15 protein-coding genes, 1 tRNA gene and 1 pseudogene are annotated in these 19,074 nt (G+C 60.9%); 10 read left to right on the top strand and 7 right to left on the bottom strand.

Features of this window, described 5'->3' with window-relative positions; all coding sequences use genetic code 11:
- The 5 genes and pseudogenes from BM272_RS13245 to BM272_RS13230 all read right to left on the bottom strand — a co-directional run.
- Positions 1-221, bottom strand: a 221-nt coding sequence (locus tag BM272_RS13245) for a helix-turn-helix domain-containing protein (protein ID WP_143613310.1), incomplete at its 3' end; no start/stop codon positions are given.
- Between the two features lie 77 nt (positions 222-298).
- On the bottom strand, positions 299-826 hold the full coding sequence (locus BM272_RS13240) for a plasmid recombination protein (RefSeq protein ID WP_093429272.1): 528 nt from the start codon (positions 824-826) through the stop codon (positions 299-301).
- 585 nt (positions 827-1,411) lie between these two features.
- A pseudogene (locus tag BM272_RS14255) lies at positions 1,412-1,546 on the bottom strand (recombinase); the annotation flags it as partial.
- A 202-nt stretch (positions 1,547-1,748) separates the two neighbouring features.
- Positions 1,749-2,069, bottom strand: a complete 321-nt coding sequence (locus BM272_RS13815) for a hypothetical protein (protein WP_159433099.1) — start codon at positions 2,067-2,069, stop codon at positions 1,749-1,751.
- A gap of 99 nt (positions 2,070-2,168) precedes the next feature.
- Complete coding sequence (locus BM272_RS13230; RefSeq protein WP_159433098.1) at positions 2,169-3,131, bottom strand: HD domain-containing protein; 963 nt, start codon at positions 3,129-3,131, stop codon at positions 2,169-2,171.
- Positions 3,132-3,272: 141 nt separating this feature from the next.
- On the opposite strand from BM272_RS13230, the gene BM272_RS13225 reads away from it, so the two are divergent.
- The 8 genes from BM272_RS13225 to BM272_RS13195 all read left to right on the top strand — a co-directional run bounded on the left by BM272_RS13225 (position 3,273) and on the right by BM272_RS13195 (position 14,766).
- On the top strand, positions 3,273-3,500 hold the full coding sequence (locus tag BM272_RS13225; protein WP_093429270.1) for a helix-turn-helix domain-containing protein: 228 nt from the start codon (positions 3,273-3,275) through the stop codon (positions 3,498-3,500).
- A 141-nt stretch (positions 3,501-3,641) separates the two neighbouring features.
- A complete protein-coding gene (hsdR, locus tag BM272_RS13220; protein ID WP_093429269.1) occupies positions 3,642-6,101 on the top strand; it encodes an EcoAI/FtnUII family type I restriction enzme subunit R in 2,460 nt (819 codons plus the stop codon).
- Positions 6,102-6,146: 45 nt separating this feature from the next.
- Complete coding sequence (locus BM272_RS13215; RefSeq protein ID WP_093429268.1) at positions 6,147-7,619, top strand: type I restriction-modification system subunit M; 1,473 nt, start codon at positions 6,147-6,149, stop codon at positions 7,617-7,619.
- A gap of 4 nt (positions 7,620-7,623) precedes the next feature.
- Positions 7,624-8,607, top strand: coding sequence for a virulence RhuM family protein/type II toxin-antitoxin system death-on-curing family toxin (gene rhuM, locus BM272_RS13210; RefSeq protein WP_093429267.1), 984 nt, complete (start codon positions 7,624-7,626; stop codon positions 8,605-8,607).
- Entirely contained in the window at positions 8,604-10,319 is a 1,716-nt protein-coding gene (locus BM272_RS13205) for a restriction endonuclease subunit S (RefSeq protein WP_093429266.1), read from the top strand. The genes rhuM and BM272_RS13205 overlap by 4 nt, the downstream gene beginning before the upstream one ends.
- Before the next feature lie 23 nt (positions 10,320-10,342).
- Positions 10,343-12,604, top strand: coding sequence for a GmrSD restriction endonuclease domain-containing protein (locus tag BM272_RS13200; RefSeq protein ID WP_093429265.1), 2,262 nt, complete (start codon positions 10,343-10,345; stop codon positions 12,602-12,604).
- 422 nt (positions 12,605-13,026) lie between these two features.
- Positions 13,027-13,623: a hypothetical protein gene (locus BM272_RS13670; RefSeq protein WP_143613308.1), complete on the top strand. Its 597-nt coding sequence runs from the start codon at positions 13,027-13,029 to the stop codon at positions 13,621-13,623.
- Between the two features lie 576 nt (positions 13,624-14,199).
- Positions 14,200-14,766: an ankyrin repeat domain-containing protein gene (locus tag BM272_RS13195; protein ID WP_159433097.1), complete on the top strand. Its 567-nt coding sequence runs from the start codon at positions 14,200-14,202 to the stop codon at positions 14,764-14,766.
- Between the two features lie 239 nt (positions 14,767-15,005).
- On the opposite strand, the gene BM272_RS13190 is transcribed toward BM272_RS13195, so the two are convergent.
- Entirely contained in the window at positions 15,006-16,343 is a 1,338-nt protein-coding gene (locus tag BM272_RS13190) for a tyrosine-type recombinase/integrase (protein WP_093429263.1), read from the bottom strand.
- Between the two features lie 480 nt (positions 16,344-16,823).
- On the opposite strand from BM272_RS13190, the gene BM272_RS13185 reads away from it, so the two are divergent.
- A tRNA-Arg gene (locus BM272_RS13185) sits at positions 16,824-16,900 on the top strand.
- Between the two features lie 107 nt (positions 16,901-17,007).
- Here the strand turns inward: BM272_RS13185 and BM272_RS13180 are convergent.
- Complete coding sequence (locus BM272_RS13180; protein ID WP_093429262.1) at positions 17,008-18,543, bottom strand: cryptochrome/photolyase family protein; 1,536 nt, start codon at positions 18,541-18,543, stop codon at positions 17,008-17,010.
- 139 nt (positions 18,544-18,682) lie between these two features.
- Here BM272_RS13180 and BM272_RS13175 point away from each other — a divergent pair.
- Positions 18,683-19,074, top strand: a 392-nt coding sequence (locus BM272_RS13175) for a transposase (protein WP_240308140.1), incomplete at its 3' end; no start/stop codon positions are given.

Here is a 19,074-nt window from a genome sequence, read left to right as displayed (position 1 = left end):
GGTGCCGTCACCTCCTCGGTGGTCGGCTCCTTGCGGCTCTGCCCGGCCTCGAACAGGTCCGGCAGGCCGTCGAGCAACTGCCGCTTCCACTGGCTGATCTGGGTCGGGTGAACCTGGTACTCCTGGGCGATCTCGCTGGCCGTCTTGTGGCCCTTGGCGGCCTCCAGGGCCACGCGGGCCTTGAGGTCGGCACTGAGTCGTTTGCCTCGTCCTCGGGACATGGGAAGGCTCCTCTGCTTGAGCCGAGGATAGCCTGCCAATCTTTACTTCTCACCTGGTCCGAAAATCGGGGTCCACTTCACACCCCCACGACATCCTGGAGGTGGCTGTAGAGCGAGTCGGTCATTCGCTCGCTAAGCGGTCGGCCCTTCTGGTCGAAACCGGGGAGGACGAAGTGGGCATGAGGGGCCTGCTCATCGGCATGAACCACAAGCCCGACCAGGCTGGCATTGAACTCGGCGGCGACCGCATCGGCGGCCTTCCGGTAGAGGCGGTCCTGCTCCGCAGTCGACAGTTCCTTGATGATGGGCTGGGCCTCATGACTGAAGGTGAGGATTCCCTTTACGCCCACGACGCCATCCTTGCGCAGCGTTGTCGGCGCGCGCCGGGTCTCGCCGCGCCGATGGCGGTTGCGGCGGGAGGCCTGTATCCCCTCGACCATCAGGTTGGTATCGGGATACTCGACGAGGACTCGGTTCAGGTGGACGCGCTCGGCGTCGGCATAGGCGGGGATCGCCGTGCGGGTGTCGTGGGCGCGTTGATGCCGATACTCGTTCCTGGTCATGCGCTCTACGCGTACCGAGACGGCTTTTTGCTCTGCGGCCATGATGCCTCCAGCGGGTTTTCGGGGGTTCCAGAGGGGGCGGAGCCCCCTTGGCCTACTGGGAGTTAGCGCAGCTAACTTCTAGTAGGTTCTGGCTCTTGCAGAGAGCGTGGGCCGGAGCGTTCGTCACCGCAAATCAGTGTGTTGCGGTGCAACATGTTGCTATGCCACTAGAGGGAAACTTTTCGGTGCGGAGGTGGGTAAAGGGAGCGATATGACGCCTCCGGGGGACTTCGAGAGCGGCAGGAGAGGGGGAAGAACCCCGAGGCCAGGGCGCGCGTAGCCGGGGCTGGGAGAACTTTGGCCCGGTAAAAAGAGGTATGCGCGTTTACCGGGCCAAAGTTCGCCCAATGGAGGGACCGAAGAGAGGAAGCTGCCGGAACCGGTGGGCGGAAAAAAGCCCGCTTCCGTCCAAAGTTCGCCCGGTACAATTCCGTACTCGGATTTACCGGGCGAAAGATCGCCCAATGAGGGGGCCGAAGAGGGCGGCCCGGCCCAGGTGGGCGAAAGATCGCCCGATTCCGGCCAAAGTTCGCCCGGTACAATTAGGTATGCGCTTTTACCGGGCGGACCCTGGCCCAGGGTCGTTCAGGCGGGAGTGTCGAGCCGGTCCGGCGTCAGCCCCAGGAACTGCTCCCAGTCGGCCATCAGCGCCCGGCGCTTCTCGATGAGGTCTCCACGGCGGTAGGCGGCCTCGGCCTTGTTGGGGATGATGTGGGCCAGCCAGTCTTACTGGCTGCGCACGGTGGTGGATTGAGGATCCGGGGGTGTCGGTCGGGAGCCCGGTCTCTTGCCCGGTGTTTCCTTTGAATTCGGCCTACCGGAAGAAAGTAAAGGAAACCCCTCTTCGAGCGACTACTGTCCTCGGCAGTGCCGATTTCGTAGTACTATACTCTATATAGGGACGACTTTATCGGTACAATCGTTACAGCCAATGACTCGCAGAACCCGCGCCCACCAGGGCCTCAACCCGCCGGCCGAGCGTGCACTGCGTACACTTGGCGAGAACATTGCCCGGGCGCGGCGGCGGCGCCGGATCTCTGTGCGTTCCATGGCTGAGCGGATGTATGTCTCCCCGGATACAGTCCAGCGGGTGGGGAAGGGCGATCCCGGGGTGAGCATCGGGGTCATCGCCTCCGCCCTTCTGGTCCTCGGCATGGAGCGTCAGCTTGGCGAGATCGCCGCGACCGAACGGGATGGTCGGGGCGTCCGCGAGAGTGAGGAACATCTCCCACAGCGGATCCATGATCGGTCTTCCGTGGATGATGATCTGGATTTCAAGGCGGCCGCGGGTGGACCGCGCTTATCTGGCGTAGACCGCATGGGCAGCGGCTCTCGCAGGCGTTCACCCCGCCGCCAGTTTCGTCTGCTCCTCACTCTTCCAGGCGTGGGAGGGCAGGAAGAAGACCCTCTTCGAGCCGCCATTGGAAGGTTGTTTGACCACTATTGAATCGCCGGGGTTGGCCGTGGCGATGGCCCGTTCGCGGGTATCCGTCCCGGCGTCATACCGGTCGAAGTCGATAATCAGTTGCGATTCGAGAATACGGTTGCCGCTGACAGTGCCGGCAAGGAAGTCAAAAAGGAAGTGGAGGTTCGACCAGGCCTCGGGGTCCTGATGACGGAGCCCGGACAGGGCATCCTCCAGCATCAGTTTGTTCAACAATGCATGTTCACGGTTCCAGTAGGGGCTCTTGTGCCGCTGGACCCGAGGGGCGACCTTGCCGATGTCATGGAAGAGGGCGGCGATCAGCACACACTCCCGCTGGAACAGATCGCACTGCATCGGCATCTGTCTCAGGTACTCGAGCACGTTCAGGGAGTGAACCAGAAGCCCGCCAGCCTCGGTGTGGTGGCAGTCGTAGCTTGCCGGGACGGTGGCGAACGCGCGGGCTGTCTCCTCGTCCTCGAAGACCCGGTCCACGAATCGCTGGAGTGGTTCAGACCGGATCTCCGTCTCCAGAACCTCATGAAGACGGCGCAGTGCCTCCGGCTCCGGGCAGATGCGGGGCGGGAGCAGGCGTAGCGCAGAGGTTGGCGTCGTCTTTTCCAGGCGATCCACGCGGTCATACCAACCGCCACCGGAGGCCTGGGTGTGGGTGATATGGACGTGGACGACGTCATTAACCGTGGGAAGCTCCGGTTCGCCCGCCTCATCCAGCCGCGCTCGGTAGCGCACCTCGCGTGATCCCGAGCAGTCCTCGAGCTCGAGGACAAAGAGCTCGCGGAAGGCCTTGAGTGGCTGAACCTGCCTTACCCGGTATTCACCGTTCCAAGTGGCATTCGGATCTTGGGGCGCGGACTGGATCAAGCACATGATTTTTCCTCGCAAGCGTTAACCGTACGCCACATACGTTAACACAATGAGTGTTCCTGTCAAGAACACAGGTAAGTCGAGTCGCATGGCTGGGCAGCTTGGTTTATAGTCGTGCGCTCCAAAGAGGAGGCGCCCATGATCCGCTATCGCCTGAAGGAGCGCATCGCCGACCGAGAGTTCCGTGAGGGGCGGCATATCACGGTGAGTGAGATCGCCCAGGAGACCGGGGTGAACCGCACCACGCTGTCCAAGATCGGGAACCAGCGCGGCTACAACACCACCACCGAGGTTCTGGACCGGCTCTGCAACTACTTCCAGTGCCCGATCCAGGACCTCATCGAGCACATCCCTGACGAGGAGTAAGTCCACTCCTGCCAACACGTAGGAGTTCGCGACAGCGTCTGTCGTGGTGGTGAGGCAAGCTCCCCCACTGGTCCCGCGGCTTGCAGCATTGCCGGGATAATGGTCAGGTACGCGGTACACGGACGACGATGAAGGACGGGCATGCTCGATACCGGATCACTGAGCGAGCGGGATATCTGCACCAAGTTCATCACGCCGGCGCTGCAGCAGGCCGGGTGGGATATCCAGACGCAGATCCGGGAAGAGGTCTCGTTCACCGCCGGTCGGGTCATCGTTAAGGGCCGGCTCCACACGCGCGGGCGCCAGCGCCGCGCCGACTATCTCCTGAGCTACCGCCCCAACCAGCCCATCGCCGTCGTTGAGGCCAAGGATGGCAGCCACAGCGTGGGCGACGGCATGCAGCAGGCGCTGGCCTACAGCGATGCCCTGGATGTCCCCTTCGTCTTCTCCAGCAATGGGGACGGTTTCCTCTTCCATGATCGGACCGGGCTGGGTGCCCAGACCGAAACGCAGCTATCCCTCGATGAATTCCCCTCCCCGGAAGAGCTCTGGGAGCGATACTGCCGCTGGAAGGGGCTGGAAGGTCCGGCCCGGCCGGTGGTGGAGCAGCCCTACTACGACGATGGCAGCGGCCGCGTGCCCCGTTATTTCCAGCGGGTTGCTATCAATCGCACTGTGGAGGCCATCGCTAAGGGTCAGGACCGGCTCCTGCTGGTGATGGCCACCGGCACCGGCAAGACCTATACCGCCTTCCAGATCATCTGGCGCCTCTGGAAGTCCGGGCAGAAGCGCCGGATCCTTTTCCTCGCCGATCGCAACGTCCTCATCGACCAGGCCAAGAACAACGACTTCCGGCCCTTCGGGCGGGCGATGACCAAGATCGGGAACCGGACGGTGGACAAGTCCTACGAGGTCTACCTGTCCCTCTACCAGGCCGTGACCGGGAATGAAGAGGAGAAGAACATCTACCGGGAGTTCTCACCGGACTTCTTCGATCTGGTGGTCATCGATGAGTGCCACCGGGGCAGTGCGGCGGAGGACTCCGCCTGGCGAGCCATCCTGGACTACTTCAGCAGCGCCACCCACATCGGCCTCACCGCCACCCCCAAGGAGACCAAGGAGGTCTCCAATATCGATTACTTCGGGGACCCCATCTACACCTATTCCCTCAAGCAGGGGATCCAGGACGGCTTCCTGGCGCCCTACAAGGTGATCCGCGTGGACCTGGACAAGGACCTCCAGGGCTGGCGGCCGAGCAAGGGGCAGGCCGACAAGCACGGCAACGTCATCGAGGACCGGGTCTACAACCAGAAGGACTTCGACCGGAAGCTGGTCCTCGACCAGCGGACTGAGGCCGTGGCGCAGCGGGTGACGGAGTACCTGGAGAGCAATGACCCCTACCAGAAGACCATCATCTTCTGTGAGGACATCGACCACGCCGAGCGCATGCGCCAGGCGCTGGTGAACCTGAACCCGAAACGGGTGGCCGAGAACCGCAAGTACGTCATGCGGATCACCGGGGATGAGCAGGAGGGCAAGGCCGAGCTCGACAACTTCATCAACCCCGAGGCGCGCTATCCGGTCATTGCCACCACCAGCAAGCTCATGACCACCGGGGTGGATGCCCAGACCTGCAAGGTCATCGTCCTCGATCGCCGCATCAACTCCATGACGGAGTTCAAGCAGATCATCGGCCGCGGCACCCGGATCAACGATGACTTCAACAAGCACTGGTTCACCATCCTCGACTTCAAGAAGGCCACGGAGCTCTTCGCGGATCCGAACTTCGACGGCGACCCGGTCCAGATCTACGAACCGAGCGGCGAAGAGCCCATCGTGCCCACCGACGAGCAGCCCTCCGAGGCGGAGGAGGGCGCAGAGCTGGAAGAGGTGCCGGCCGAGGGCGGCGATGTGGCCGAGGAGCCGGGGGAGTACGGCATCGAGGGAGAGCCCGACTGGAGTACGGATGATTCCACCGGCCCCTGGGGCGGGAGCGACGGGGACGCAGGGGACGATGACGAGCCACGCCGCTACGTTGTCGGCGACGTCCCGGTCTCGGTCCTCGCGGAGCGGGTTCAGTATCTGGATGGGGATGGCCAGCTCATTACCGAGAGCCTGCGGGACTACACGCGCAAGCAGGTGCGGGCGCAGTACGCCTCCCTGGACGACTTCCTCAAGCAGTGGGAGGGCGCCGACCGCAAGCAGGCCATCATCGACGAGCTGGCGGAGCAGGGCCTCTTCTGGGACGACCTCATCCGGGAGGTGGGGGATACGCTTGGCGAGGAGCCGGACCCCTTCGACGTCATCTGCCATATCGTCTATGACCAGCCGCCGCTCAGTCGGCGGCAGCGGGCCGAGAACGTCCGCAAGCAGGACTACTTCCAGCAGTACAGCGAGCCGGCCCGCGAGGTCCTGGACGGGCTGCTGGAGAAATACGCCGACACCGGCATCGAACCCATCGAGGACCGCAAGGTCCTCACCATGGACCCTCTGAGCCGCCTGGGCACGCCCACCGAACTCATCCAGTCATTCGGGGGCAAGGCCGGCTACGACCAGGCGGTCCGCGAACTCGAAGGCGCCCTCTACGACCAGCAGGCCTGACCGGGCCCGGCGCCCACCGACCGAATACCAGGAACCAACCGACCCATGGCGATCAGCACCACCATCAAGTCCATCCAGGACATTATGCGCAAGGACACCGGCGTCGACGGTGACGCCCAGCGCATCGGCCAGCTCGTCTGGATGCTCTTTCTCAAGATCTACGACGACCGCGAACGCGAGTGGGAGCTGCTGGACGACGACTACGTCTCACCCATCCCCGAGGATCTGCGCTGGCGGAACTGGGCCGCCGAACCCGAGGGCATGACCGGCGATGAACTTAAGCGCTTCGTCGATGACGAGCTGTTCCCCGGCCTCCAGGCGCTCAACCCGCGCGGGGATGACACCCGGCCGGTAGTCATCCGCAACGCCTTCGAGGATGCCTACAACTACATGAAGTCCGGCCAGCTCCTGCGCCAGGTCATCAACAAGATCCAGGCCGAGATCGACTTCAACAAGTCGGGCGAGCGGCACGAGCTGAGCCAGGTCTACGAGCAGATCCTCAAGGACCTGCAGAGCGCCGGGAATGCCGGGGAGTTCTATACCCCTCGGGCCGTCACCGAGTTCATGGTCAACCGCGTGGACCCCAGGCTCGGGGAGCAGGTGATGGACCCGGCCTGCGGCACCGGCGGTTTCCTCATCAGCGCCATCGAGCACATGCGCCGCCACTACGTGGAGACGCCGGAGGACGAGCGGACGCTGCAGCACTCCATCAGCGGCATCGAGAAGAAGCCCCTGCCGCACCTGCTGGCCACGACCAACCTCATCCTCCACGGCGTCGAGGTGCCCGGCCAGGTCCGCCACGACAACGCCCTGGCCCGCTCCCTCATCGAATGGGGTCCGCGGGACCGCGTGGATGTCATCATCGCCAATCCGCCCTTCGGCGGGATGGAGGAGGATGGCATAGAGAACAATTTCCCCCAGGCCTTCCGCACGCGGGAAACGGCCGACCTCTTCATGACCCTCTTCATCCACCTGCTAAAGGAGGGTGGCCGGGCAGCCGTTGTGCTGCCGGACGGCTTCCTCTTCGGCGAGGGTATGAAAACCCGGCTCAAGGAGAAGCTGCTCACCGAATGCGATCTGCACACCATCGTCCGGCTGCCCAACGGCGTCTTTAACCCCTACACCAGCATCAAGACCAACCTGCTCTTCTTCACCAAGGGCCGGCCCACGGAGGCGGTGTGGTACTACGAGCACCCCTATCCCGAGGGCTACAAGAGCTACAGCAAGACCAAGCCCATGCGCTTCGAGGAGTTCGAGCGGGAGAGCGCCTGGTGGGGGACCGAGGAAGACGGCTTCGCCGCCCGGGAAGAGACCCAGTACGCCTGGCGGGTGCCAGTGGAAGACATCCAGGCCGACAACTACAACCTGGACCGCAAGAACCCCTACGCCGAGGAAGAAGAAGACCACGACCCCGAGGAGCTGCTGGCCAGGTACGAGCAGCAGCAGGCCGAGATCCAGGAGCTACGCGACCAGCTCAAGACCATCCTGGGCGAGGCCCTGACCAGCCACGAGGGCTGAAACCATGCAATCGGGCGAGGAAGAGGGCGAGATTGCCATCTATGAGACCGACTCCGGCGCCTTCGAGGTGCGGGTCGAGGCAGAGACGGTGTGGCTGACCCAGGCCCAGATGAGCGAGCTGTTCCAGCGGGATCAGTCCGTCATCTCGCGCCACATCAGCAGTGTCTTCAGGGAAGGGGAACTCGAGGAAGCGACCAATATGCAAAAAATGCATATTGCTTCCTCGGACAAGCCGGTCACGGAGTTCTCCCTGGACGTCATCATCTCCGTCGGCTACCGGGTCAAATCCCAGCAGGGCGTCCGCTTCCGTCAGTGGGCCAACCATATCCTCAAGGAGCACCTGACCCGCGGTTACACCATCAACCGCCAGCGCTTCGAGGAGAACGCCCGGGAACTGGAAGCGGCGTTGCAGCTCGTCCGCAAGGCCGCCACTGCGCCTGCCCTGGATGCTCAGTCCGGCCAGGGGCTGGTGGAGATCCTCAGCCACTACACCCGCACCTTCCTCTGGCTCCAGCGCTATGATGAAGGCCTGCTTCAGGCGCCCCCCGGGCAGGCCGGCGGCGATCTACCCACCGCTACCGAAGCCATGGCCGCCCTGGAAGGGCTCAAGGCGGAACTGATGGAGCGGGCCGAGGCGACCGAACTCTTCGCCCGGCCCCGCGGCGACGGCCTCGCCTCCATCCTGGGGAACCTGGACCAGACCGTCTTCGGCGAGCCCGCCTACCCGAGCATCGAGGCGAAGGCTGCGCACCTGCTCTACTTCGTGGTCAAGGACCACCCCTTTGCCGACGGCAACAAGCGCAGCGGCGCCTTCCTCTTCGTGGACTTCCTCCACCGCAACGGTCGGCTTCTGAATGACGCCGGTCAGCCCGTGGTGAACGACGCCGGTCTCGCAGCCCTGACCCTGTTGGTTGCCGAGTCCGCCGCGGACCAGAAAGAGACCCTCATCCACCTCATCATGAACATGCTGGCCAAAGAGACCCCATGACCACCGACCTCATCACCGAGCACCTGGACCTCTGGACGAGCGCCGTCACCTACAACCGGGGTGAACCGGAGCTGACGGGTATCGCCAAGCTGCGCGAGCTGATCCTGGAACTGGCCGTGCGAGGGAAGCTGGTGCCGCAGGATCCGGAGGATGAGCCGGCTTCCGAGTTGCTGGAGCGCATTGAGGAGGAAAAAACGCGGCTGTACAAGGAAGGGAAGATTAAGAAGCCAAATGTTTTGCCGGAGATCGAGGAAGAAGAAAAGGAATTTGAGCTTCCCCCGGGCTGGCAGTGGGCGCGCTTGGGACGCCTCTTTAATTCAGTTCGAAGTGGCGGGACGCCGAGCAAGAGCAACCCCTCGTTCTGGGGCGGGGAAATTTCTTGGGCAAGCGTTAAAGACTTAGGAGCTTTTACAGAGATATCGGATTCTAAAGATCATATTACCCAAGAAGGCCTGAAGGCGGGAAGCGTCTTGGCGGACGAAGGAGATGTCCTGATTTGTACCCGAATGGGATTGGGCAAAGTCGCAGTTTGTAAGAACCCCATTGCTTTCAATCAGGATTTGAAGGCTATCAAGATCAGCTCCCAGATATCAGAAAGATTTTTTTTATTGGCTTTTTCAGCTTTGGAGATTACTGGGACCGGAACTACTGTTTCCGGAATAACTCAGAACCAGCTCCTGAATTATGTGGTTGCCATTCCTCCCAAGGCGGAACAACAGAGAATCGTCGAAAAGGTCGACGAACTCATGGCCCTCTGTGACCACCTGGAGCAGCGGACCAGCGACCAGCTCAGCGCCCACGAGACCCTCGTCGATACCCTGCTGGAAACCCTGACCCGCTCGCAGGACGCCACCGAACTGGCCGACAACTGGGCCCGTCTGGCCGCCCACTTCGACACCCTGTTCACCACCGAGAAGAGCATCGACCGCCTCGAACAGACCATCCTCCAGCTCGCCGTCATGGGCCGCCTCGTGCCGCAGGATCCCAACGACGAGCCTGCTGCTGTTCTTTTGAAACGGATCGAGGGAGAGAAACTGCAGCAATACAAGGAAGGCTTTATAAAGAAGCCCAAAAGTCTTCCAGAGGTGACCAAAGACGAAAAACCTTTCGATCTCCCTGCTGGGTGGTGTTGGGCACGAATTGGGAATGTGAGCCATCTTGAAAACGGTGACAGAGGTAAAAATTATCCCAATAAGTCTGCTCTGGTCTCCGAAGGAATTCCGTTTGTGAATGCAGGCCAGTTAGATGGGGATCTGATTTCAAGTGATGGGCTTCAATATATATCAAGAGAACGCTTCGACCTATTGCGGAGTGGTAAGTTTTTCGACGGGGACATACTTTTCTGTCTAAGAGGTTCTTTAGGGAAGTGCGCCTTGGTAAAAGATTTTGGCGTTGGGGCTATTGCGTCGTCCCTTGTCATCATGCGTCCGCATGCAGGACTAGAGAAAACGTATTCTCTGAAGTATCTCAAAAGCCCCGTAGCTGAACTGATGATTAGAAGGCATGACAATGGTACTGCGCAACCTAATTTGTCGGGCTCGGATTTTGGGTTTTTCTTGTTGCCTCTTCCGCCAGAAAAAGAGCAAAAAAGAATATCTGAAAAAGTAGATGAGCTGTTGACGCTATGTGATCGCCTCAAAACCCGGCTGAATGGGTTGGGTGAAGTCCAGGCTAAGTTGGCTGAAAGCCTTGCCAGCCAAGCAGTGGCCTAAAGCAAACCTCCCGAGGAGCCCCCATGACCACCACGAACTTCATGAAGGCCGATTACTCGTTATCCGGACTGATCGAGCAGATCGATATGGGGTCTATCGGGCTCCCGGATATCCAGCGGCCCTTCGTCTGGAAGAACACCAAGGTCCGCAATCTCTTCGATTCGATGTACCGGGGTTTCCCCATAGGCTATCTCCTTTTCTGGGAGACCGGTGGGGCGATGCAGAACCGTAGCCAGAAGCAGATTGGGGCCGAAGACAAGCAACTGATCCCGGACCTGCTTATCGTTGATGGTCAGCAGCGGCTTACCGCGATCTATGCAGTGGTCACGGGCACGCCGGTATACCGGAACAACTACGATGCCGAGCAGATCGAGATCGCCTTCAATCCCCTCCAGGAAAGGTTCGAGGTGGCCGACGCTGCCATACGGCGGGATCGCAGTTACATCACCAATATCTCGGAGATCTGGGGGAAGGACTCGGACGTCTTCCAGGTGGTGGAGAATTACCTCGCGAGCCTCGGGGAGGCCCGTGAGGTGGGGATCGAGGAGAAGAAGCAGGTCCAAAACGCCGTAAGCCGGCTGAGTAACCTGCTCTACTATCCCTTTACCGCGCTACAGCTCTCCGCAAACCTGGACGAGGAGGAGGTCTCCGAGGTCTTCGTCCGGATCAACAGCGAGGGTAAGAAGCTCAATCAGGCGGACTTCATCCTGACTCTGATGTCGGTGTTCTGGGATGAGGGCCGCAAGGAGCTGGAGCAGTTCTGCAAGGACGCACGGAGCCCGTCGACGAAGGGTGCCTCCCCGTATAATCAGTTCATCGCCCCGGATCCCGACCAGTTGCTGCGAGTTAATATTGGGCTGGGGTTCCGGCGGGCCCGCCTGAAAACCGTCTATTCCATCCTCCGAGGCAAGGACCTCCAGAGCGAGTCTTTCGATGAGGCGCGCCGCCAGGAGCAGTTCGAGGTCCTGCAGAATGCGCAGAGCCGGACCCTGAACTTGACCTATTGGCATGACTTCCACAAGGCGCTGATACGCGCCGGATACCGAAGCAACAAAATGATCAGCTCGCAGAATTCGCTGATCTTCGCGTATATCCTCTATCTCCTCGGGCGGACCGAATTCGGTGTGGACGACCAGACCCTGCGCCAGGTGACCGCGCAGTGGTTCTTCATGGCTTCGTTGACCGGGCGCTACACCAGCTCGCCGGAATCGGCCATGGAGTTCGACCTGCGGCGATTCCGCCACCTTGAGACGGCGGAGGACTTCATCGCCACCCTGCGCCAGGTCTGCAACGACACTCTGACCTCGGACTACTGGACCATAACCCTCCCCAACGAGCTGGCCACCTCGGCGGCACGCAGCCCGTCCATGTTCGCCTATTACGCGGCGCTGAACCTGTTGGGCGCGAAGGTGTTGTACTCCAAGCACACGGTGGCCGAGCTGATGGACCCATTGGTCCAAGGCACCAAGTCCTCCATGGAGCGCCACCATCTCTTCCCGAAGGCCTACCTTTCGCGGCTCGGGGTAACCGAGAACCGCATGACGAACCAGATCGCCAATTTCACGGTGCTGGAGTGGGGGGACAACACGGCGATTTCGGATAGGGATCCGGAAGAGTACGTCCCGGAATACGAGGCCCAGTTCTTCAGCAAGGAGCTGGAGCGCATGTACTACTGGCATGCACTGCCGGAGGGCTGGTATGCGATGGACTACGAGACCTTCTTGCGCCGGCGCCGGGAACTGATGGCGCAGGTGATCAAGGATGCTTATGCCGAACTCGCGGCCGAATCCACTCCCGGCCAGGCCCCGGAAAGAGAAGTCCCCGTGGAGACGCTTGTAGCCGAAGGAGAGTCTGCGGGGACCGAGTTCAAATCAACCCTTCGGATGAACCTCCATACCGGAGAGAAGGACAGCCGGATGGAGCAGGCGGTTCTCAAGACGATCGCGGCCTTCTTGAACATGGCAGGTGGCAAGCTGGTCGTCGGCGTGGCCGATGACGGGAATCCCGTTGGAATCGAGGCCGACGGCTTCGCCAGCGAGGATAAGTACAACCTTCACTTCGTGAACCTGGTGAAGGAGCGGCTCGGGCCACAGCACATGATGTATATCCACCCACGCTTCGAAGATTACGACGGGACTCGGGTGTTCGTGGTGGAATGCCAGAAGGCCCGTCAGCCGGTGTATCTGAAAGACGGCAATACCGAGCATTTCTTCATCCGAAGTGGGGCGGCAACCACGGAGCTCACGGCCAGCCAGATGAACGAGTTCATCAAGCAGCGGTTCTAAATACGGCGCCTAGTATCGGTGAGCGCGCACCCAGGAAACGGTCCATCCATGGAGACCGAGGCATTAGGTGCCCTTTGTCCGATTGTGCTGGACTTAATTGAACCCCGGTTTTCGGTCTACGTTAGAAATAGAGCTTGGCAAGCTATCCACGGCCCAAGAAGAGGAGCTTTCCAAAGTCTCGAGGACGAGGCGAACGACTCAGAGCCGACCTCAAGGTATGCGAGCCCAAAACGCCGCGGAAGGTCACAAGACGGCCAGCGAGATCACCCAAGAGTACTAGTTCCACCCGAGGTCAATCAGCCGGTGAAAGCGGCAGTTTCTCGACAGCATGCTGGCGCTCTCTAGGGTAGGCAGAGCCGTAACGAGCCGACCACCGAGGTGGTGACGGTGCAACTCCAATCTTTTTGTAGATGGTATACCTAATGTCAAAGTTGTGGGAGCAATTCAAGCGTTGGAAAGATGTCGTTGCTGCTTTCGTTATTGGGTTTATGCTACTTTTTAGTGGGAGTTTGTTGGACTGGGTCGTTTCCGATAAGAAGCGGCAAGAGGTAAGATCGCAAAAGGCAATTCTAGAAAAGGCAGATCCAGGATTGGAGCTTTACAGGTCAGTCTCCAAGGTTAGCTCGGCAGCGGCATCCGATTTCATGCTTGGAACATTTACTGGACAGACATTGGAAGAGCCTAGTGCTTGCTCCCTTGCTACTGTACTGACTCGTGGGTGGACCGAGAATGAGGTCCAAGCGGGCTCGGGGGATGAGCTTCTAAAGCGATATCGGAAGGCGTGCGCTATTAGTCTGAAGCTGCGCGATGTGACCCGCCCGCGGCTTCAAGCGATAGCAGGTAATGGTGTTTTGCCGGAAGTGGTGTACATTTTTGAAGTATACGATTCGCTTATGGACAATGAATGGGAAAAGGTTGGCCCCTTTTTTGACGAAGCAGTGTGCCAAAACTTTTCTGCGGTGGCCATTGATGAAGGTTATGGCATTAAAAAATGTCATCCATGGGCGCCTAAGTATTGATGGGGTATGCTAAAGCCCCAGCCGTTGGCATCGATTGCTGGCGTGATAAATGGAAGTTTTTATGGTTAGTTGGGAGATAGTCACAGCCGGAGCGGTTTTTGGCCATTCTTTTCTTAGGTGACAAGTTGGTAAGGGTTAAATTTTGGGGGCAAGAATAAATCCGTGGTCTCAAGTCAGACGGACTGCGTCCGACATATAATCTGGTCATATCAACGATCAATTAGCCGGAAAAGTTTGGCGTTTGCGTAAGTGGTCCATCTTTCCCGCTATATATCTGGTTCTCTGGTTCTCTGGTTCTCTGGTTCGGCGGTGGTGATTGGTCAGCTCGGGGCGGTGCAAATTTCCTGCCGACGTCACCCCGAGACCATGTAGCGACTCCAAGCAACTCAACTTGCTTTCAGCCGGACCCATGAACCCGATGGAGAGGCCTTTGGTTTTGACTTTTCAGTGCGTTGCCCCGATCCTGCGTTAGGGGTCCACGCCGAGGTGTCGTCGTTATAAAAAAGTGGATTGAAAAGTTTTCGTTTTTCGCGGGCGCGACGGTTATCCGCTAAATCAATTGAGGGTGCGATGCACATGTTTAAAAAATTCAAGAAAAATTCTATAGCGCGCCGGAAAAATGACGAGAATTTGTATTCCATAGTTGCACAAGAGCTGCGAGGCGGTTTTCGGCAGGAGGGGCTATGGTTGAAAGCTGTTGAAAGGGCTGGACACAACAGAGAAAGGCAGATTTCGGAATACATTAGGTTGCGAGTGCAATCATTAAGAGATGATATTGACTTCTCTGATGAGATCCTTTCTGAAAAGGAGACCAGAACGAAAAAGGAATCTATAACGTCGCTCCTTGATTTTGACGAATTTATTGCTATTCTTCGAAGCGGTGCTCCCGCCGGCTCTCTAAAAGATTATTTCTATGGATTCGAGGAAAAGGATGTTCAATACTTTATAAATCTGCGCGATTCAGCAGACGACTATCCAATTCATGTTGCTGTGAGTTTGGGGAATATTGAATTGGTGGCATGGCTTCTTCAGGCAGGAGCAAGCCCAAATGTGGCGAATTATTGGTGGAAGACACCGCTGGATATCGCCAGAAATGGCTCGAGTGAAGAAATGGTTTCGCTTCTCAAGTCCCACCTTAGGTGAGGGGCGTTTTTGGGGATATATGAGAGCTGTATGGTTTGAGGTGTTAGTGTATCGTCAGCGTGCTACCAATTATGGAGGTAGAGCGTTTCGGTTTGGATGGGCGAACGGTTACCGAGGATTAAAGTGAGCGTGAAGTTGTTCCAGATAGCATCGTCATGCCGGTCCCCCACGCAGCTTACGACGGGGCTGAGATAAATCAGTGGTTTCTTGGTCACGTAGTGTGCTGGTGATGGAGAAATTCAAGTAATAAGTTCTGAGGATAGTCCTAGGAACTGCTCCCAGTCCGCCATCAATGCCCGGCGCTTCTCGATGAGATCGCCACGACGGTAGGCGGCCTCGGCCTTGTTGGGGATGGTGTGGGCAAGGGCCATCTCCGCGACCTCATGGGGGTGCTGAGTGCGCTCGGCGGCCCAGTCCCGGAAGGTGGACCGCAGGCCGTGGACGGTCGTGGCGAAGCCCTGATCCTTGAGGTGCTTACCCATGGCCATGTCGGAAAGGGGGCGTTTTCCGCGCTGGCCAGGGAAGAACAGGTCATTTTTGCCATTCAGCCGCAGGGCGGCCATGCGCCGCTCGAAGAACGCCTGAGCGAACGGCCCCAACGGCACCCGGTGCTCGCGGGGGTGCTTCATGCGCTCAGCGGGGATTGTCCACACACCCCGCTCCAGGTCGACCTCGGGCCGGAGGGCCAGCCGGACCTCCTGACTCCGGACGGCCGTAAGCAGCACGACCATTAGGGCAGCCCGCGTGGAGTTATAAAGGAGCTCCATCGGCTCGGCTACCATCCACTCCGCGAACTTGGGCGCGTCGTCGATGGGCAGGGCGGCATGATGCCGGCTCTGCTTGACCTTGTTGGGAGCGGGGAGCAGGGCATCGAGGTTGTTCTTCCAGACGGCTGGATTCTGTTCGATATAGCCGTGGGCCTGTGCCCAGCCGAGGACGGCCTCAATGCGACCGCGCAGCCGGGAGGCGGTCTCGGTTTTATCGGACCAGATGGGCTCTAGCACCGCTAACACGTCCTGCACCCGGATGGTATCCACCGGCTTGCGGCCGAGTTTCGGGAAGGCGTAGGTGCGTAGCGTACTCAACCACTGGGAGGCATGCTTCGGGTTGCGGAACTCCTGTTCCTTGCGCGCAACGACCTTGTCGGTCGCTTCCTGAAAAGACGGTGCCGGGTCGACGGCCTCACTCGGTCCCGCGTCTTCGGTGCCCGTCTGGTCCGCTGCATCCTGGATACGGTTCAGCGCCGGGTGACCCACAGGCTCCTGGCTCGGGATGCGGTCGGCCACGGCGGCCGTCTCATCGGTGTCATGCAACAGCGGGAACTGCCCGAACCGGATGTGGCGCTTCACCACCCGGGCATCCTCGCGCGCCTGGGCGAGCGAGACGTCGGGATAGGCACCCAGGCCGATGTCGTGGCGTTTCCCCTGGTGCTGGACGCGGAGGATCCACTGGCGGGTGCCGGCAGGCCGAACATAGAGGTAGAGTCCCTGCACTCCCCCCACGGCATGGCGACCCGGTTTCGTGAGGCGGCCAACCTGACGAGCGGACAGGGGGTTCTTCCTTGTGCGTTCGGCCATGAGAACTCCGAGCTAAGCGAGGAACAGGTACTAGCTTGGTAGACTGCGAGGCCCACGTCTAGTCCCACATTATGAGGGAGTCGAACGTGCGCCGAGGGGCTTGCCTTCGTTCGATTACCTGGAAGAGGCATGGGCGCTACTTTGGCGAGAGGCGGGTCACCACCTAATCGGTTGACCCAAGGGGCGGTCAGGGGCACCATACGTGACCTCAGCACCGGGGGAGACCACACTGAGACCCACGCTCAGTCCCACAGATTTTCGGTGCTAGAGTGGTTTTTCAGGACAGGCTCTGAAGGGTTCTGAAACGACCAAGCCGGAAGAGGTTCCGGTAACTGACTGAAAGATCGAGGTTTTCCGGGGCGCAGGGAATCGGTCTGAAGCGTCAGGAAATGGTTGGAGGGCTCGACTCTCTCTCCGCCACTTTGTTTGGCCCGTTACTCCTTGCGTGAGCTGCGGACCAATGGAATAATAATTGTTTACGCGCTGGTAGCTCAGTTGGATAGAGCGTCTGGCTACGAACCAGAAGGTCGGGGGTTCGAATCCTCCCCAGCGCGCCATTACAAACGGGTCGTTGTCCTTCCCACTGGACACTTCCCGATCTCGAAAAGGGCCGGCTGCCTCGGGCGCCGGCCCTTTTTCGTGGGCGGTGGAAAATCCGGCTGCCTCAGGGCGGGGCGCTGCGCAGGGCGGCGGCCCGTTCCCGGATGGCGTGGCGCTCGCCGTCGTACAGACGGCGGAGGTTCTTCACGGCCATGCCCATGCGCGGGTGGTTGGCAAAGCGGGCCTCGTGCCGGTCCAGGAAGGCCCAGTAGAGGGTGGTGAAGGGGCAGGCCTCCTCGCCGGTGCGCCGGTCGGGGCGAAAGCGGCATCCCCGGCAGTAGTTGCTCATGCGCTGGATGTACCGCCCCGAGGCCGCGTAGGGCTTGGTGGCCAGGGCGCCGCCGTCGGCGTAGAGCGCCATGCCCAGGGTATTGGGCGCCTCCACCCACTCCACCGCATCCACGAACATCCCCAGATACCACTCGTGGACCTCCCGCGGTCGGATCCCGGCCAGCAGGGCAAAGAGGCCGGTGACCATCAGCCGCTGGATGTGGTGGGCATAACCGGTGGCCAGGACCTGGCCGACCACCTCCCGCAGGCAGTTCATGTCGGTCTCGCCGGTCCAGTAGAGGGCCGGCAGGGGCTGGTCCGCGCCCAGGGCATTGGCGTCGAGGTAGTCCGGCATGCGTTGCCAGTAGATCCCCCGCACGTATTCCCGCCACCCCAGGATCTGGCGGATGAAGCCCTCCACCGCCGCCAGCGGCGCCCGTCCCTCCTGCCAGGCGGTCTCGGCCGCCGCGATGGCCCGGCGGGGATCCAGGAGCTGGAGGTTCAGGGCGGCGGAGATCCGGGCGTGGTACAGCACGCCGTGGCCGGTCCACATGGCGTCCTGGTAGCGGCCGAAGTCGGGGAGCCGATGGTCGGTGAAGTCGGTGAGCGCCTGCTCTGCCTCGGCCGGGGTGACCGGCCAGTCGAACCCCTCCGCCGAGCCGGGGAGGTCGGGCAGGTAAGTGGCCACATCGGCCCGGGCCCGGCGGGTGACGGCATCGGGCGGGAAGGCTCTCGGCGCCGGGATGAGCCCGGGCCCTTCGCGGCCGAAGCTCGCCCGATTGTCGGCATCGAAGTTCCAGCGCCCGCCGGCGGGTTCGTTGCCGTTCATGAGCACCCCGGTCCGCCGCCGCAGATGGCGGTAATAGGTCTCCTGGCGGATGGCGCGGTGGCCGGCGAAGGCAGCAAAGGCGGCCGGGGTATCGATGAAGTGGGTTGGTTCGTGCTCTTCCGGTGTCAGGCCGGCGGCCGTGGTGGTGGCGTGGAGGGCCTGGCGAATGCCGTATTCCCCGGGCCGCAGCCAGGCTACCTGTTCCGGACTCAGGGTCACCAGGTCCCGGGCGAGGGCGGTGGGGAGATCCTCGGCATCGTGCTGGCCCAGTTGGCGGTAGTGGACGGTCCAGCCCCGGGCCTCGCAGTCGGCGGCGAAGTGGCGCATGGCCGCCAGGAAGAGGGTGGTCCGCGCCGCGTGGCTCGGGATGCGCCGGGATTCCGCGGGTACCTCGGCCATCCAGAGGGCGTCCCGCGCCGGCTCGGCGGCGCGCAGCAGCGGGTGCTCGCGGTCGAGCTGGTCACCCAGGACGAGGATGAGTCGGCGAAGAGGGGGGGGCACGAGTCACTCCACGGTCACGTTGGATCCCCAGACTAGGGAAACACTGATTTATTCAGCCCGGGGCCGGCTTTGGCTTCCAGCCGGATCCGGGCCATGCGATCATGGGCGGCATCGTGAGGACGCCTGCCGGAGAGCGCTGATGCAGACCAGCTTTGCCGACCTGGAGTACGACCGCAAGAAGAAGGTGACCCGCCGGGACCGGTTCCTGGCGGACATCGAGGCCATCACGCCGTGGTCGGCCCTGGTGGCGGAGCTGGAGGGCTTCTACCCCAAGGGTGGCGGTCGTGGCCGGCCGCCCATCGGCCTGGAGCGGATGCTGCGGATGTATGTGGCCCAGCAGTGTTTCGGGCTCTCCGACGAGGGCATCGAGGACGCCATCTACGACAGCCAGGCCATCCGGCGTTTTGTCGGCATCGACCTCTCGCGGGAGGACGCCCCGGATGCCACCACCCTGCTTAAGTTCCGGCGGCTGCTGGAGCAAAACGGCCTGACCCAGCGGATTTTCGAGGCCATCAACGCCCATCTGGCGGA

This window comes from Thiohalospira halophila DSM 15071 (assembly GCF_900112605.1).
Taxonomy (GTDB): domain Bacteria; phylum Pseudomonadota; class Gammaproteobacteria; order Thiohalospirales; family Thiohalospiraceae; genus Thiohalospira; species Thiohalospira halophila.
Note: the sequence above shows the minus strand (reverse complement) of the source record. Positions and strands in the feature narration are given on the sequence as shown.